General features: G+C 34.5%; 14 protein-coding genes and 1 pseudogene. 13 read left to right on the top strand and 2 right to left on the bottom strand.

What is annotated here, in order from left to right; genetic code table 11:
* Positions 1–400: 400 nt before the first annotated feature.
* Positions 401–1,429: a PTS transporter subunit IIC gene (locus tag SNE38_RS18500; RefSeq protein ID WP_336047096.1), complete on the bottom strand. Its 1,029-nt coding sequence runs from the start codon at positions 1,427–1,429 to the stop codon at positions 401–403.
* Between the two features lie 599 nt (positions 1,430–2,028).
* On the opposite strand from SNE38_RS18500, the gene SNE38_RS18495 reads away from it, so the two are divergent.
* From SNE38_RS18495 to SNE38_RS18435, 13 genes are all read left to right on the top strand, one after another.
* Positions 2,029–4,002, top strand: a complete 1,974-nt coding sequence (locus SNE38_RS18495; protein WP_336047095.1) for an S-layer homology domain-containing protein — start codon at positions 2,029–2,031, stop codon at positions 4,000–4,002.
* Positions 4,003–4,416: 414 nt separating this feature from the next.
* A complete protein-coding gene (locus SNE38_RS18490) occupies positions 4,417–5,178 on the top strand; it encodes a hypothetical protein (protein ID WP_336047094.1) in 762 nt (253 codons plus the stop codon).
* A gap of 464 nt (positions 5,179–5,642) precedes the next feature.
* Positions 5,643–5,801 (top strand): hypothetical protein, encoded by a 159-nt coding sequence (locus tag SNE38_RS18485; protein ID WP_336047093.1) that lies wholly within the window; start codon positions 5,643–5,645, stop codon positions 5,799–5,801.
* Between the two features lie 122 nt (positions 5,802–5,923).
* Positions 5,924–6,049, top strand: coding sequence for a hypothetical protein (locus SNE38_RS18480; RefSeq protein WP_336047092.1), 126 nt, complete (start codon positions 5,924–5,926; stop codon positions 6,047–6,049).
* A gap of 22 nt (positions 6,050–6,071) precedes the next feature.
* Positions 6,072–6,257 (top strand): hypothetical protein, encoded by a 186-nt coding sequence (locus tag SNE38_RS18475; protein WP_336047091.1) that lies wholly within the window; start codon positions 6,072–6,074, stop codon positions 6,255–6,257.
* 5 nt (positions 6,258–6,262) lie between these two features.
* On the top strand, positions 6,263–6,538 hold the full coding sequence (locus SNE38_RS18470; RefSeq protein ID WP_336047090.1) for a hypothetical protein: 276 nt from the start codon (positions 6,263–6,265) through the stop codon (positions 6,536–6,538).
* A gap of 334 nt (positions 6,539–6,872) precedes the next feature.
* Positions 6,873–7,133, top strand: coding sequence for a phage scaffolding protein (locus SNE38_RS18465; RefSeq protein ID WP_336047089.1), 261 nt, complete (start codon positions 6,873–6,875; stop codon positions 7,131–7,133).
* 170 nt (positions 7,134–7,303) lie between these two features.
* Positions 7,304–9,016: a T7SS effector LXG polymorphic toxin gene (locus SNE38_RS18460; protein ID WP_336047088.1), complete on the top strand. Its 1,713-nt coding sequence runs from the start codon at positions 7,304–7,306 to the stop codon at positions 9,014–9,016.
* Positions 9,017–9,030: 14 nt separating this feature from the next.
* On the top strand, positions 9,031–9,369 hold the full coding sequence (locus SNE38_RS18455; protein ID WP_336047087.1) for a hypothetical protein: 339 nt from the start codon (positions 9,031–9,033) through the stop codon (positions 9,367–9,369).
* A 176-nt stretch (positions 9,370–9,545) separates the two neighbouring features.
* A complete protein-coding gene (locus SNE38_RS18450) occupies positions 9,546–9,671 on the top strand; it encodes a hypothetical protein (RefSeq protein ID WP_336047085.1) in 126 nt (41 codons plus the stop codon).
* Positions 9,672–10,224: 553 nt separating this feature from the next.
* Positions 10,225–12,108, top strand: coding sequence for an ATP-dependent nuclease (locus SNE38_RS18445; protein ID WP_336047084.1), 1,884 nt, complete (start codon positions 10,225–10,227; stop codon positions 12,106–12,108).
* A gap of 1 nt (position 12,109) precedes the next feature.
* Positions 12,110–14,053, top strand: coding sequence for a UvrD-helicase domain-containing protein (locus tag SNE38_RS18440; protein ID WP_336047083.1), 1,944 nt, complete (start codon positions 12,110–12,112; stop codon positions 14,051–14,053).
* A gap of 233 nt (positions 14,054–14,286) precedes the next feature.
* Positions 14,287–15,222 carry a hypothetical protein gene (locus tag SNE38_RS18435; protein ID WP_336047082.1) on the top strand — a complete coding sequence of 312 codons (936 nt, stop codon included), beginning with the start codon at positions 14,287–14,289 and terminating at the stop codon, positions 15,220–15,222.
* A gap of 263 nt (positions 15,223–15,485) precedes the next feature.
* Here SNE38_RS18435 and SNE38_RS18430 read toward each other — a convergent pair.
* Positions 15,486–15,804, bottom strand: a pseudogene (locus SNE38_RS18430) (transposase); the annotation flags it as partial.

Below are 15,804 nucleotides of genomic sequence, written 5' to 3'. Positions count from 1 at the left end.
GAGAAAACAATGGACATTAAAAAAGATGACTCCGGCAACTTACCGAAGTCATCTAATTGCAGCATAAGAAACTGCTACATCGCTTTTTTTAAACTGTCTACATAATAGGGTTCAGTTCATTTTAATGATAAACTGGCTTTTTTTATTATTTGTATAACAACGTTTGCGGGCTTTTTGGATGTTGGTCTCCCATCTTGTCGAAAGAATTGGCCAAATTAAGCTAGTTTAGCTCAGTTAAATCAGTATGGGGAAAGTTGATTTAATAAGGTTTTAATTAATCTTAAAATTAACGAGGGTATCGTCCCAAGAAGGATTAATACTCTTTTTTTTTAAATGTAGAAAAAAGAAAAGATTGTCAGACACAAAAAGATGATAAAGATCCGTGTCAAAAATTTAAAGATTATTGAATTTCCAAACGTAAATCACCTGTCTTAGCTAGTCCTCTAGCTTTTAGTAAATGATAAACAGTAAGAGAAATGACCGCTGGTAAAATGATGCCTAGTACAATATACATTATTAGAACCATCACACCTTGGTTTGCAAGAATATTTAAAGGTGCAATAAATGAGTTTAGACCAAGTCCAGCTAATGTATAAGGAACTTCAAAGTTAAACATAAATATCGCGATTGGCGCACAAATGACGGAAGATAGAAATGGCCCTATAACAAGAAGTGGGTTTTTAACGAGATTTGGCAACTGTACTTTTGGTGTTAAAAATGATTGGGCAATATTGGCACCAAAATCGTTTTGTTTAAAAGACATCGCCGTAAATCCGGCAAACTGAGCCGTACATCCAATCAGTGCAGCGGCACTCGAAACTGGGTCAAGTTGTAAGGCAATGGCAATCGCTGCAGAAGAGGCCGGAGACATAAGGAAAATACTCCAGACTAGTGCGATAACTATGGACCCTATCACAGGAGATCCTGAAACAGAGTTTGCGATAAATCTACTTAACTGCTCCAAAAGTGGGGTAGTAACTGCTGCTAATCCTACACCTGCGACACCTCCGATCAATATAGCTGAAAATGGAATAGCAAGCATATCTAACTTCGTTTTACCAGCAATACGTTTTCCAACCCAAACAGCAATAATGGTAGCTAACACGGCACTTATCGGTTGCCCTGTAGTAAGAATCCAGGCTCCATCCGGATTCATATGAAGGGCATTTGCACCGATCGTACTAGATGCCATCGCACTGAAAATAACTAATGTATTTCCACCTAGTTGATAAGCTATACCAGCACCAATTGCAGGCGCAAGCATAAGTTGTGCTGCCTTACCGATAGTTGTAAAGCCTTCCCAACCAGTAAAAGTTCCGAACGTTTCAATCAGTAGGCCAATACCTAGTGTGACAAGAACAGCGTTTGCAAGTCCTTGAGACCCCTTATACATCCGATCAATTATGTATTGTTTTGTCGTTTGTTTCATTTCAAAATACCTCCAAATATACTGCATTAAAATATTTTTAATTTTCAAAAAATAATTTCCAGATAGATGAGCAATTTACGAATAGAAATAAGTTCTGTTTATTTGCTTATAGATACTTCTCTGTTTAATTCCTTTCAATTTGAAAATTGTTATAATATTAATATAATTTCGAAAAGTAGTCAATACTATTCTGGTATAAGGTTTGGTGATAAAAAGACAAAGATCTTATGACATCTTAGGATTTAGCATTGTGGTGAAAAAGTGAACTGTTGCAATAGTAAGGATAAAGCGACATTTTAAAAATCTATCGGTTTATAAAAGTGAATATTAATAAACTTCAGTTTGAGTTATATTCGTATAATGCATCATATGTTAAATTCAGTACAAATCACAAAACCTTCCTTTACCAAAGTGGTTAGGTGTCCATTTTTTTATTTGAAACCCCTAAAGGATTTGAAATTAAGATTAAATAGAATTAAATAAAAATAATACCATATGAGTAAAAATTCTGAAGATTAATATAAATTAATATATTATAATGGCAATGTGTGATGGTGTGTTGAGAGTAAACAGCCGATTCGTAGAGAGGAGGACAATAATTGTTAGGAAAGAAATTCAAGAAAATAACTTTGCTACTAGTAGCTTTATTCTTAACGTTTGGTACCATGATTCCAAATAAGAATTGGGTACAAGCAGCTAGTGGTACCCCACCAGAGGTAATCAATATTAATCGACATTTACCTCTTGATGAAAAAACAAATGCAACAAGTGTCACCTATCTAGTAACATTTAGTGAAAGTGTAAGCGGAGTTGATAGCTCTGACTTTTCATTAACAATAACAGGGACGGCGTCCGGTAGTATTGTATCGGCGAGTGGTAACGGGGCTGCCTATGCTGTAACGGTTGATGCTATAACAGGAGTGGGCACACTTCGATTGGATTTAAAACCTACTGGAACAGGGATAGTCAATGGAGTTGGAATTGCGATTGCAACAGGTTATACAGTTGGACAAGTCTATACCGTAGGAACAGTTGCACCAACAATTACAATGCATCCAAGTAATCAAACGATAACAGTAGGAGGCAATGCAACATTTACGGTTACAGCAGATGGTGGTGTACCATTAAGCTATCAGTGGAAAAAAGATGGAGTAGATATTGTAGGGGCAACAAGTGCAAGTTTGACATTAAATAATGTTCAAGCCAGTGACGTGGGCAACTATAGCGTAGTAGTAACAAATACAGTAGGACATGTAACATCGAATGCGGCAACATTATCAGTTACACCAGCGCCAGTCGCACCAACGATTGGAACGCAACCAAGTAATCAAACGATAACAGCGGGAGGTAGCGCAACATTTACTATTATAGCAACAAGCGATACATCTTTAAGCTATCAGTGGAAAAAAGATGGAGTAGATATTGTAGGGGCAACAAGGGCGAGCTTGACAATTAACAATGTGCAAGCGGGTGATGCAGGCATTTATGCGGTCGTAGTAACAAACGCAGTAGGAAACGCAACATCGAATGCGGCAATATTAACTGTCACGCCAGCCCCGACACCAGTTAACCCATCACCAGGTAATGGTGACGTTGAAATAAAGCCAACGCAACCAGCGCCAGTTAATCCGACACCAACAGTGCCGACACAACCAACACCCTCTCTTCCAACACCAACAGATACAGTAACACCACCGACTGATAAGACTGAAACAAAACTGCCAGTAGAGGTAGCTACTGAAACGCCAAGTGTGGAACAAGACCTTCTAAAATTAATCCAGTTAGATTTACCGGATGGATTATCTGAAGGTTCAGTAGTGGTATCAATTAATGAAGAAGGTAATATAGTCATTACGACTACAGTATTAAATAATACGAAAGCAGCTACAATTACAATTCCGGTTCTTGCTGAAAATGCTAATAAGGTATTAAAAATCCGTACTGCAAATGGTTTAGAAGCTGTAGCATATACAATTAAAGACGGTAAGATCGTTGTACAATTGCATAAAGCTGGTGAATTAGTATTCGTTGATGCGAACACAGATTTAACTGATATTAGCAACAACCAATTCCGTTCAGACATTGAAACGTTAGCACAGCGTGGTATCTTCACAGGAGATAACGGCAAATTTAATCCAAATGCAAACATGACACGTGCTCAGTTTGCAGGAACATTAGTCCGCGCACTAGGTTTAAATGAAATATCTAAAAGCTTTGCTGATGTTAATTCAAGTGCTTGGTATGCGGGAAGTGCAGGTGCATTAGCTAATTTAGGTTGGATGAATGGTGAAAATGGCGCATTTAATCCGGGCGGAATAATCACACGTCAACAAATGTTTGCAGTAGTTGGTAAACTTTTAGAAGCGAAAGGTATTGAAGCGTCTAATGATTTAACAGGTGACTTCAAGGATGCTTCAAAAGTATCTGATTATGCGAAACCATATGTATCAATTCTGATTGAAATTGGTGCAGTAAGTGGCGATAATGACTTATTAAAGCCACAAGAAAACGTAACAAAAGGTCAAATGGCCAAAGTGTTAGCGAAAGTCCTAGCAAAAGTAGAAGCACTTTAATAAACAAAAAATGCGAGCTTTTTATAGAGTTCGCATTTCCTTATAATTGCAGACTTTTTTTCACAATGCTATTCCAAGTAACACTAAATAATTTGAAAAAAAACTGCGGACAAATCCATTTGACATAGTATCATAATTCACAGTGGTAATTAGGGGGATATTTCTAACAAATCATATTTGCACTAAAGATATTTTTTCTACACCTATTGTACCTCCACGCATCCTACTATAGTATTGATTCTCTCCACAATTTATTTGACTATTTCCTTATGTTTTATTAATTTCAAATAATTTATAATATTAAGAAGTAATAAACTCAAGTTGAAAAAGGAGCTAAATGGATTGAAACCCTTTCGCAATAATTTGTATGAAAAACTTCTTGTACAATGCAAGCCTCAACTCATTCTTTTTCTAATGATGACTTTATTTTTATTAGCAGCGTGTAACTCAGAAAATGGCACAACAGCACCTGAAGAAAATAGCGACCCAAACACTACTGAAACATCTCCAGAAAACACCGAATCGACAAAGCCTACGAATGATGAAACATCAACCTCTTTTGAAACACCACAACAGTGTAACACGATTAAATTTGAGAAGGATGCTCTTATTAACGGCGGTGAGCTCGCCCATTGTATGATGGAAACAATGCTGGCAGCGAAAACCGGATCACAATTTGCACAAACTTCTACCGAATCCTCAAATGTCGATTTTAAATTTGATCCACAATATTCGATGTATGTGGAAAATGAAGATATGAGTATTATTATTCATGAAAATACAGGTTGGTTGAAACAGGAAGGGCAATGGATTGAAGAGGATGATACATCTGAAGATATGGATGTCATACTTGCAACAAATACAATCAAATTGACAAGAGTTTTTTCTCATCCGTACATGATTACGCAATATTTAGCAGCTGTATCGCAATGGAAAGTGATAGATTTTGGAGAAGTACCTGATAATAAGGCATTTGTTAAAACAGCTTGGCAACTTGTCCCAGAAGGCCCTGTCAACTTAGAGGGTATGACACTTTCAGATGTTGAGCTATGGATTACTGATGAATATTTAGGTGCATACTACGTTTCTACTGGTAATATTGCAGGCATTTCTGAAACAACTAGTAATACATTCACACAATGGGGTGAGCCCATTACAATACCAGAGCCATTTTAATTCATAGTTTAGACCACTCACTATTCATTTTGAGTGGTTTTTCTTTGATATGAAGAAATTAATTTAATAAAATTTATCACTAGTGTCGAATTAAAATAATTCAATGTTATGAAATTTTCTGACGATGAGTGGTATGAACAGAACCCTGAATAGTTGACACTTTAAAAAGGTGGAAATATAGGGGTTTTTATGATTTGAATTTTAAAGATATTTAAGAGTGTTGTGACGTAAATCATAAATTTTCAAATGAAATCTTATGGTTGATTATAAGAAAAACTTGCATTATCTTTAATTTTTTTGATAAACACGGACGTTATTCCACAAACGGGACATATTGAGGCTTCCAAACAAAGCTTGATATTCATGTTAAAATTGAAATCAGATTTTGAACAAGTTTACTTAAACTAATGAGTAAGGTTAGTTGAATAAATATAAGGTAGGTGAACGATTTGCTATAGATTAAGATGAAAATCCCATTATTTGAAGACGAATCTCCGTTAGGTCGAGTAGATGGTGAAGAGACTGAAATTGAGCTAACAGACGTTAGGGCAGTGGAAATGGCGTGTGAAAATGTGAATTGGCAAGCGGATGATACTTATTTTGATGCAACGCAGGCGGTGTAGCATTAGAGGTTGCACATAATGCACGTGGGTCGGAGCTAACGAAGCTTGTGACGCAGGAGCTACCACAATTTGACGTTGTATTTTCATCGACGTATGCGGCTCGACATATCAGGAGGGATAATTTGGAGCAAACTTCTTTTTATACATATATCAAGCTAGCGGGAAAAGACGATTTCTCATTAGACGAGGTAACGAAGCGTTTAGGGGTAGAGCCAACAGGCGATAGAAGCCTTTACTTTAAGGAATAAATATAGAACTGAGGCACGCTTAATGATAAGTAATCGAGAAGCTGCCGAATCTCTGAATGCTAGACAACCTAATACAACTTTTGAAGCTCTAATTGAACGTAAAAAGATGAAATATGGTTTAACGGATGAAGAAGCTTATTTAGATATTATCAGAAGCTCACAAACTACTAACGAACGTGTAAACAAAAAATTAGGTTTAGAGGGGTGAGTGGAATGGAAACTTTCAGGAACAATGAAAAAGATAAATTGTTTTTTAAAAACTATCAGAGTGTAGATGAAAATTCTATTTTCCAAGAAGCTAAAATTATTTTAGAAAAAGATGAGCAGATTAATTTCACAAAATATCAAGAAGCAATCTGGCTTGATACATGGTATGGTTTACTTAATAATGTAAAGTTTGAATTGTCTCTTGATATTAATTATGGGGCTATGGTTTTATGTACAGACGAAAAGACCTTAGCGGAATTAGAAGTTATCTTAAATAGTTAGATTAGCACTAACCAGACGTAGGGTTAGTGCTTTTATTTTGCCGTACAAATGCCTATATGGTAAGTACGGCTTTTATTATGTCGAGAAAAGGAGGAGGCTTAATATCTGCTCGAAAGCCTAAACAGAGAATAAAAAGCTAATAAGGCACTCGTCTTTATTGAGCTAGACGTTAAAGAATAAGTTTCTACACCTATCGTGCCATAGCACGTAAAACACGAAATAGGAGGCTATAAAAGATGAAAAAAGAAAATTTAATTGCAATGGGCTTAAGTGAGGACCAGGCTGACGCTCTTATTAATAAATTCGGAGTGATGATAAAGAGCGCTTTGATGAAGTGAACAATACAAAAAAGTCACTTGAAGATCAAGTGAAAACTCATGAAACACAACTAAAAGATTTGCAGGGCAAAGCAAAAGGCAATGAGGAACTGCGGGCTGAAATCACAAAGTTACAGGAATCACAAAAGCAGGCAAAAGAGCAGTATGAACAGCAACTTCAAGATGAGCGCATGTCTACCGCCTTAAAATTAGCGATTGCTAACAAAGTGCATGATGTTGACCTAGTTACTGGATTGGTCAATTGCTGCCTTCCTTAGGAACTTGCTTTATCTTCTATACATCAAAGTTGGATTAAAGTCCTATAGCCTAATGGGTATGTTTACATATGGTAGGAACGTAATTAAATCTTGTAAACTTATTGTGACACCAAGATATAAAAAAAAGACAATTTGTTTTACTGATAATCGTCAATTAAGGTGGTGAGTGTATGAAGGTATTAGATGCGGAAGAATTACATGCAGGGTTAAAAAGGAATATGGAGATGCTCCATCGTCTTGAAGTAGAAATGCAAAGGATAAAAAAAGCAATTAAAGAACTTACCCAGTTGGAGGAATCATTGAAAGGGCGAGGAGGGAATGCCATTCGTTCGTTTTATGAAGAATGTCACTTACCATTTCTTCAATTTTTTCAGTTGTTTTCTGAACATTTTAAACATGTTCTTCAACAGATGCAGACTGCTCTTTACTCACTCGAACCTGATTCGGCAGGCTACATATTGGAACAGTTCCTTGAGGGTGAACTTGAACAGGGACTTACGTTGGTTAGCCGATTAACATCTAATTTAACAGATGAGACAAATAGCATTATGGATCAAGTAAATGACATTATTAGGCTACCACGTCTCGATGATAGTGGACTGCAAGAGGGAGTCATTCTTTCGAAAAGGAAACGTGATGACACGGTCACGCAGCTTTACGAATTTGATGGTACTCAGACGAATGCACTATATCCCGTTGAACAAGATATACAGACAATGAAAACCTGGCTTGCTGATTTAGAAGGATTGTTTAAAGACGGGCTAACTGATATCCAATTTCAATCAAATCAATGGGCAGCCTTAACCTCGTGCAACCCACTTTTGACCAATTTTGCATCATTCTCCGAAGTTGATTCTATAGAAGTAGAGGACAAAGATACCATAATAGACACGGGGATTGAAGTCGTGAAAGGAGCCGGAACGGGTCTATTTAATGCAGGAAAAGATTTCGTGACAGGTCTGTGGGATACAATCACAAATCCAAAAGCAACTGTCGATGGCATAGTGAATGCAGTCTCAAATCCAATAGCCACTTTTAACACCATTAAAACGGCTATCTCGGAATCCTATGAGCGAGATATGGTCAATGGGGATGCTAATTCGCGTGCACATTGGGTTGCTTACGCTTCAGGGACGGTGGTAACTTCTATTGTAGGAACAAAAGGTGCCAACGCTCTCGTAAAGACAGGTACCACTGCAGCTAAAGCAGGTGTTCCAACAATCGTTTCCGCTACTAATAATGCGAGTGCTTCACTTGCCAATCTCTTGCCATATGCTCCACGTCCTCAGCTGGCTATGCCTGGGGGAATACCTTATAATGTAGTAAATGGTGTGGGGTTAAAGGATCAACTAATTACAATGGCGAAAGCTGAAAGTGGAGTAACAGAGAAAAAGGGTACGAGTAAATTTGATCCTTTAAGTAACCCGAAAATAGCAAAAGAGATTGAATCTAATTCAGATGCGGTCTATGGTTACTCTCCTAAAAAAGGATCACCATTAGATAAGTTTGGAGTAGATTGGACTAACCAAAAGCAAGTTGTTTCTGCAAGAGCTAAGAGAATGGAATATCTGAAAGATATGGAACAAAAGAAAGTAAAGCTTGAGAATGAGGTTACCAAACTTCAAAGTGAAGGTATGTCTATTGAAGAAATTGCAAGAAAAATGTCTGAAAAACGTAATCTCGATAGAATGAAATCATATGATTCTAGTAATTCTGAGGGTCTAGCCGCTATGAAAAAGCGTAATATTCAACAATACGGAAGAGAAGAAGGGCCTACACCAGAACAACTTTTTGAAAAGTATGGTTCGTGGGAAGAAGTTATTTATGGTAGCGTAAGAACAAGTCCAGCAATGGATGTGCTTACAGGTTTATACAAAAAATAGGAGGATACGAATTAATGTTTGAGGAGAAGGAACAACAACAGACTAAGTGGTTCTTAGATGGAGATTTAAAATTACGACAACAAGATCTTGGAGATGGAAGAATAGGTATTTGGGTTTCGGTTCATAAATTTAACGTTTGTTTTACAATGATTATGTATGATTTTATTGAATGGTGTCGGGAGTTGGATATAAATTTAGAGGTTGATATGAGTTGGAATAACCATAGGGGCTTTGTGATTGAGAGTAAGGATTTAGTGTTGTTGAGGTCAGAAATAAAAAGGTTCATAGACATATACAATATAAAGCCTAGTGAAGATGACGAGAAATTTTCTGACGATGAGTGGTATTCATAATATAATGTGAATATTTTTTAGAGATGATCAATTATTCTACCCATGTTATACCTGTTTCTTTGTATTTGAATTAATAACTTAGCGTACTAACCTAAGTAAATGAGACATATAAAAACACCTTTCGTTGAAAAAAGGGTACTTGTATACCAACTAATCAACGAGGAGGTGTTTTTTCTATGGGAACGATAGTCAGTTATCCTTCAGAAATAAAAATGAAAGTCATAAAAATGCGTCTAGCAGGAATTCCTGTCAAACAAGTAATGAATGAACTTAACATTAAAAATTACAGCCAGCTGAAGTGATACAAAGCGGGAAAAATCGACCGATTTCATCAACCTTGGGAAAACTATATTCATTTGGTAAAGGGCCTGAATTTGATCCGGAGTAATCGCGCTTACTAACAGAAAATCGATATTTATAATAACAAATTGAAGTGTTAAAAAAGTACAAGGAACTGGAGAGGAATTGGTTCAAAGGAAACTAAACAACCAGTCACAGATGAAATACGTAAAGTGGGTAAAACGCTCGTATTCATCGGTCGTTAAATATTGTTTAATGGCCTTCGATTTCGGTCCACTTATAGTCACATCGGAAGTGAAGTTAGCAGTAATCAATTGACTTTCAAAAGCTGATTAATAGTAAAGTTTTTGTTTGTTAATGGTTTATTGATTAAATCGATATTAAATTTGCTTATTAGAATTCCTCATTTCTTAAGATTTGAAATAGTATAGCTTCAAGTTTTTTGTATTAGAAGAAGCGATGTAAATTTCCATTCTGCTAATTTATGTAAAAAATTATGTTATTATAAAATTATATACAGGGAAATGTCTCAAAATATATGAAAAGAGTGATCAAATGTACCTTTCAGAACTTATAATGACTAATTTCAGAAAATTTGGTGAAGAAGGTAGGAAAGTTGAATTTAATAAGGGTTTTAACCTTTTTGTTGGAGAGAATGATTCAGGAAAAACTACTGTAATAGATGCAATAAAATTTGTATTAGGTACCCATAGTAACGATTATTCGAGGATAGAAATAGATGATTTTCATTTGCCAACTGGTTCAGAGACTGAAGATGAGAGAGCTACTATTTTAAATATTTCTTGTAAATTAAGTGGAATAACATTAGATGAAGCTAAGCATCTAATAGAATGGCTCTCTTTTGAAAAAGTAGATGGTAAAACTGAGTATGTAATGTTTTTGCAACTTACTGCCAAACGACAAGATAAAAGAATTTACTATGATGTTAAGACTGGTATGAATGAATCGACTAAACTATTAAATAATGAAGCCAGAAATAGAATAAGGGCAACTTATTTAAAACCATTGAGAGACGCTAATACAGAGTTAGCTCCAAAAAGAAATTCAAGATTGTCTCAAATTTTAAGTAGTCATGCAGCTTTTGAAATTGAGGATAATCATTTTTTAATAGAGATTTTTAATGACGCCAATAAAAAAATAAAAAATTATTTTGAAGGGAAAAATGATGATGGAACTCAATTACCTGATCAACAAGGGAAAAATTTATTGGAAGATCTTAATGAATATTTAAATCGATTTTCTAATGAAGGGTTCTTATTGGAATCAGGTTTTAAAGCATCAGACCTAAAACTAAGATACATTTTAGAAAAGTTAAGTTTAGAGCTATCCTCTGAAAAACCTGGACTGGGATCTCAAAATTTGTTGTTTATTGCTACGGAATTACTTTTATTAAGAAGAGATGATTATGAAGGATTAAGTTTAGCTTTAATTGAGGAAATAGAAGCCCATTTACATACACAAGCGCAGCTTAGACTGATAGAATTCCTCCAAGAGTTATCGGAGACTTCAAATCTACAATTAATTCTTACTACACATAGTACAGCACTTGCCTCAAAGATTAAGTTAGAAAACTTGTTTATTTGTAATAATGACAAAATTTTCTCTATGAGACCTGAGGAAACTGAACTACAAGTAGGAGATTATTTATTTTTAGAGAGATTTCTAGATTCTACGAAAGCAGATTTATTTTTCTCTCAGGGTGTAATTATGGTTGAAGGGGATGCTGAAAATCTACTACTGCCAACAATAGCTAAAATTATCGATAAACCCCTTTCAAAATATGGTGTGTCAGTTTTAAATGTCGGTAGTACTGCGTTTATGAGATATTCAAGTATATTTAAAAGAAAGGAGATAGGGTCAGGAATATTTGATATTCCTGTTGCTTGCATAACAGACTTAGATTTAAATCCAAATGCTTTTATTGATGAACAAGGTCTGACAAAAGAATTTTATGTTCTGCAAAAGAAAAATCAGGAGAAAATAAAAGAAAGCTTTGATGGACAAAATGTTAAAACATTTGTCTCACCATATAAAACTTTAGAACATGATATTGCTTTAAGCTCATTAAGCGAGTTGCTTTTAAAAGCAGTTTTACAAGCAAAAAAAATTCAAAACAGTGATAAATATGGTTTAACTGAAAAGAAGAATGAGGATGTAGAAAACGAAGTAGAAGAAAAAAAGAACTTTTGGAAAGAGAGAGGTTATAACATATTTCAAATTGCAGATAATTTATATAATGAAATGATCATGAGTAAAACTAATAAAATATCAAAAGCTATCATTGCACAATGTTTAGCTACTTTAATAGAGGAAACAAAAGATAAACAAACCTTAAAAAAGAGCATTTTACAAGATGAAAATTTAGCTTATATTGTAAATGCAATTAAGTATGTAACTTCCTCTAAAGGAAATGTTTAATTTGATTGAAATTACAGATAAAGATATTGATTCGATTCAAGAAATTCTACTTCCTAATGGTTTAAAATTTGATGATAATCATTCAAATATTATTAAAAATCTTCAAAGTGTAGATATAATAGCTTGTCCAGGCAGTGGAAAAACTACAACCTTAATTGCGAAATTACTAATTTTAGAAAGCAAATTACCTTTTGGAGATAACAGAGGTATTTGTGTTTTGACACATACAAATGTAGGAGTTAATGAAATTAAGAATCGAAGTATAAAAAATGGAAATGGTTTGTTATTCCAGTACCCCAATCATATTTCGAGGATTCAAGTATTTATTAATAAATACTTAGTAATACCTGGATTTAAATATTATTACAAGAGAAATATAGAAAGTATTGATAATGAATACTATGAACAAATGTTTAAAAGAAAATATTATCAAAATATCCCTCCGAAATTTCGAAGAAGTATCGAGCATAAATACTCAGTTGAAGACCTCGTAAATAAATTGAAATTTGAATATGCTACTGAGGAGCTATTGATTGGTAATCAAAAGTTAACAGACAAATATAAAGAAACAACACAGACCTATCAGCTTTTAAAAAAATTAAAATTAGATATGTTGGCAGCAGGAATCTTGTCTTTTGACGATACTTTATATTTATCCTTAAAGTTTATTAAAGAATTTCCAGAATTAAAGGATTTATTATCCAGAAGATTTAAATATTTATTTATCGATGAAATGCAAGACACATCGGCAATTCAAATGGAAATATTAGAATATTGTTTTGATGAAAATATGACCGTTATTCAGCGGATAGGAGATAAAAATCAATCTATCTTTGAAGAAATAGGTAATAATGAAACTTGGGTTTTAAAAGATAACAAACATAATTTGAACAAAAGTAATAGATTTTCTGATAATATTGCCCAATGTATTAATTATGTCTGTATAAATCCTCAAAATTTAAAAGGAAATCCCTATATAAAAAATATTAGGCCGAAAATATTAGTATATTCTAATAAGACAATACAAAATGTATTACCCTATTTCGGAAGCCTTATTGAAAAAAATAATCTATATGATATTGGGAATACAGTGTTTAAGGCAGTAGGATACGTGACAAAAAAACATGATGGTGACAAGATAACCCTACCTAGTTATTTTGAAAAATATACAAAGAAACAAGAGTACAAGATACAATATAATTCACTTGGAGAATATATCATTGCTATTAAAAAACTAGAAACTTCGAATGTAAATGAAGCTCGTAAACTTTTGGTAGAATGTATATTGAAATGTTTGGGTATTTTAGGCATTAAAAATGGAGATTATTTATTCAACGAAAAGACTTTAATAGAAGTCTTATTAAATAAGGATGTGAGGTTAGTTCCAAGATTTAATTTACACCTTTCGAGATGGATACTGGATATTAAAAATAATTTATCGGTAGAAGCAGAAATAAAAGATTTTATTTTTAAGTTTATAAAGGTATTTGAAAAAGATTTTCATGCGGCACAATTAGCTGACTTTCTGGGCAATACGTCAGGACAAGAAGTAGATTATGAAGTGGAAAATAAACTGGATTACTTTGAATATAAAATAAATACTGGAGAAATTTTTAATATTAAGTTGGATAGTGTACATAATGTTAAAGGTGAAACTCATGTTGCTACATTATATTTAGAAACATATTATAAGAAATATGATTTAGCAGTGATTATAGATTATTTATGTGGAAATCATGTAATGCCAACTGGGAAAGAACTAAAAAAATTTCTAAGTATCGTTTATGTAGGTTTATCAAGAGCATCACATTTATTATGTATAGCAATGAATAAAGAACATTTACAAGGTAAAGAAAAAGATTTAGAAGAAATCGGATGGGATATAATAGAAGTTGGTGAAGTTGAATCTAGTCCAGACATGGAATCATTAGTAGGAGAGTCGTAGAGAGAAGCAATCAGTATAATACATCGGTTACTGACGTAATAAGAAAAGCATATGTACTAGCGAGTAAGTTACGAGATTGACAGTGGTAGACATAATAAAGATAATAAGATAAAATAGTAAAGTTATATAAAAATGGTAAATTATTCCAGTGGGAATTCAGGGGATTTGAAAAAGAAAATCACTATGATTCTTGCTTTGTAACGGAAAAATTAATAATCGGGGTTGTGAAGCTGATGGATTTGGAGAAAAGTCAATATATTGAGCGGCTTATTGTAAATTATGAAGAAATTATAACTAGAAAAAAACTAGGAACTGTACAAGATAATGAAGTATTAAAAGCGATTACCAGATCAATGTCATTTGGAATCTTAGAAACCAACTACGATGTATGGCTGGATGAGTGCTTTTTACATGAAGACTGGCAAAAATGGAATGACTTGATCTTCCAGCAAATGCGTCATGATTTACTGCCGGGATGCGAAGGAGGGTATGATCATTGTCGAAACTTCTTAAATGCCTTAGAGGCATTGGCTTGCGGGGATAATGAAACAATGGAGCGCATTCTTCCATCCGAACTAGGTGTAACGAAAAATGGTTACCCATTTTATGTTGTGATGAGCAATCTCTTGATGGCAATGTGGTATAGAGATGAAATACTGTTACCAAAAGCCCTTGAAGCTGCAGTAAAATTTGTTGGAACAAAGAAACCACAATGGGAGCGTTCAGGAGCTGCGTTTCTACTTTCACTACACAAAGAAGATGTCAAGGCAATGGGGATGCACTTGCAGAATGTGTGTTCAGGATACATGCGTGCGGATTTCAGTAAAGCATTGAAACGTTTATGTTTGCCTGCACATGGTCTTTATAGTTTGGCACAAAACATATTGCCCACAGAGATATTTCAACAGATAAAAATGCCGGAACACAAGAGCTTTTCTCAAGGATTTGCCAAATGGAGAAATGAAAACCCACAACCTAGATTGAATTTATACTTTGAATACCCGGCACCTTTGGAAGTCATTAATAAAATTCATATGGCTCCCGTTGCTAAAAGCATTATTTCACAACCATATATCCATAGTGATAATCCGTATCATTCTCCGCAATTAAAGAAAAAATGGTCTCTTGATGAGCAGGCCATGCTAATAGCTTTTGTTGAAAATATGTAAACTTTTCTTTTGAACTTAGATTATAGAGTTTTGTATGTTTTTTCGTCATTTTTGGGCTTCTCATTAAAAACTACCGCATATTTAGGGGTATTATACCTAATCAACTGGATATGATGGCATTATTTTTAATAGCACTATTAGTGAGGGACATAATTTACTGTTGTTCAAACTCGAAAGATTAACTTGAACTAAGATTGAGAAAAGAGTATTCGAATCTCTTAGTTATCGACATGTTGGAATGTCAACACTAAACTGGACAAAAATTATAGGGGCCGTAACTTGAATTCCATCGGTGTTAAATAGCCTAGTGTTCCGTGAATTCGTAGGTTGTTGAACTAGTGTACGTAATCCCCAAGTTCAAGAGCGAGCTGTTCAAGAGAGGCGAAGTGAGCTTGATTAGCGAATTCTGTTTTAAATACCTTGAACGTCGCTTCAGCCACGGCGTTATCGTATGGACATCCCTTCATGCTCAGTGATCGCTGGATTCCGAATGTTTCAAGTGCCTCTGAAATTAGTTTGTTATCGAACTCTTTTCCACGGTCAGTATGAAACATTTTGACGTCATTCAGATTGGCCTGAATG

Origin of the sequence: Solibacillus ferritrahens (assembly GCF_037027585.1) — a bacterium.
Lineage (GTDB): Bacteria > Bacillota > Bacilli > Bacillales_A > Planococcaceae > Solibacillus > Solibacillus ferritrahens.
The sequence above is the reverse complement of the archived record's forward strand: the minus strand, read 5'-3'. Positions and strand labels throughout refer to the sequence as shown.